Annotated in this window: 1 protein-coding gene and 1 pseudogene; both read left to right on the top strand. The window is 44.2% G+C overall.

Going from position 1 to position 1,616, the window contains the following annotated elements; all coding sequences use genetic code 11:
- A pseudogene (locus AZ66_RS29040) lies at positions 1-265 on the top strand (carbohydrate ABC transporter permease); the annotation flags it as partial.
- A 119-nt stretch (positions 266-384) separates the two neighbouring features.
- Positions 385-1,616: extracellular solute-binding protein (locus AZ66_RS29045; protein WP_044358104.1), on the top strand; the 1,232-nt coding region annotated here is incomplete at its 3' end.

Here is a 1,616-nt window from a genome sequence, read left to right on the forward strand (position 1 = left end):
GGTTCAACGCTTTGCTCTATATCGACAATCCGCGCTCGTGCCATTGCAGTCGATGTTGATGCGCATCGAGAACAGTATGCAGTTCTTGCTGTCGAACGCACAGTTGAACTCTTCCGGTCAATCGCTTGAAATGCTGCGGACATTGCCGCAGGAAGCAACTCGGATGGCGCTTGTCGTACTGGCAACATTGCCAATCGCATGTGCGTATCCATTCTTCCAACGCTACTTCGTTCAAGGCTTGACGATTGGTGCGGTAAAAGAATAACTCTTTACCCTATGGTTATTCCCGGATGGCGGCGATGATCATTGCCGCCTCTGGAAATAATATAAACATTCAGCGTGGTACAAAAAGGGGAGGTAACAAAATGGCTAAAGCAAAAAAAAATGCTGATGATGACATTCTGCCTCATCATGGTCGCATCTTTGGTTCTCGCAGGTTGCGGAAATAAAAAAGATGAGGCGGCTGGCACAGCAGGAGACAAAAAAGACGAAAAGCCAGTAGAACTGATCTGGTACACGATCGGTACTCCGCAAAAAGACGTTGACAAGGTAATGGAGAAAGTCAGCGAGTACACGAAAGAAAAAATCGGCGCTACAATCAAAATGAAAATGTTCGACTGGGGCGATTACAACCAAAAGATGCAGGTAATCGCCGCTTCTGGGGAACCTTTTGATATCGCTTTCACGTCCTCATGGGCATTTGATTATGTACAGAACGCGAAAAAAGGTGCGTTCTATGAACTGGATGAGCTGTTAGATAAATATGGTCAAGATATTAAAAAGAACGTTCATCCGTCCTTCTTGGAAGGTGCTAAAATCGAGGGTAAAACATACGCGATTCCTGTAAATAAAGAGCTTCCAGCTCAAAAAGTATTCCGCTTCAACAAGAAATATGTTGATAAGTACAACATCGACATCAACTCCATCAAGACATTGAACGATTTGGAGCCGGTTCTTGCAAAAGTAAAAGCAGGCGAGCCTGGATTGTATCCAGTGTCTGCTGACAAGCAATTCAAGTTCGGTGTTCCTTACGACTTGGTTAACGAAAACTTGCCAATCGGTGTAGCATTGACGGATACGAACGACTTGAAACTCGTCAACATTCTGGAACAACCAGACATGATGAAGAACTTCGAGACAATGCATGATTACTACAAAAAAGGTTACGTAAAGAAAGACGCAGCTACAGCACAAAACGGCGATGAAATGAAAACGGGCAAATGGTTCGTTGACATGCCGGACACTCAACCGTTCGCAGACAACCAATGGTCTCAAACGCTTGGATATCCAGTTGTATCAACGCCTTATACAGAGCCTTATGTGTATAACTGGTCTGTAATGGGTTCCATGCACGGTGTTTCCGCGAACTCCAAGTACCCAGAGAAAGCAATGGAATTCTTGAACTTGCTGAACTCTGACAAATACTTGCGCAACCTGGTGAATAACGGTATCGAAGATGTTCACTACAAACGTATCGACGATAGCACAGTAGAATACTTGCCTGCTAAGACAGAAGGCTACGATATGCCAGCATTTACACTTGGTAACTTCTTCATCTTGGATAAGTTGCCTACTGACCCTAAAGACAAATGGGAACAATTCGCGAAATTCAATGA

This window comes from Paenibacillus sp. E194 (assembly GCF_000935845.1).
GTDB classification, from domain to species: domain Bacteria; phylum Bacillota; class Bacilli; order Paenibacillales; family Paenibacillaceae; genus Paenibacillus_B; species Paenibacillus_B alvei_B.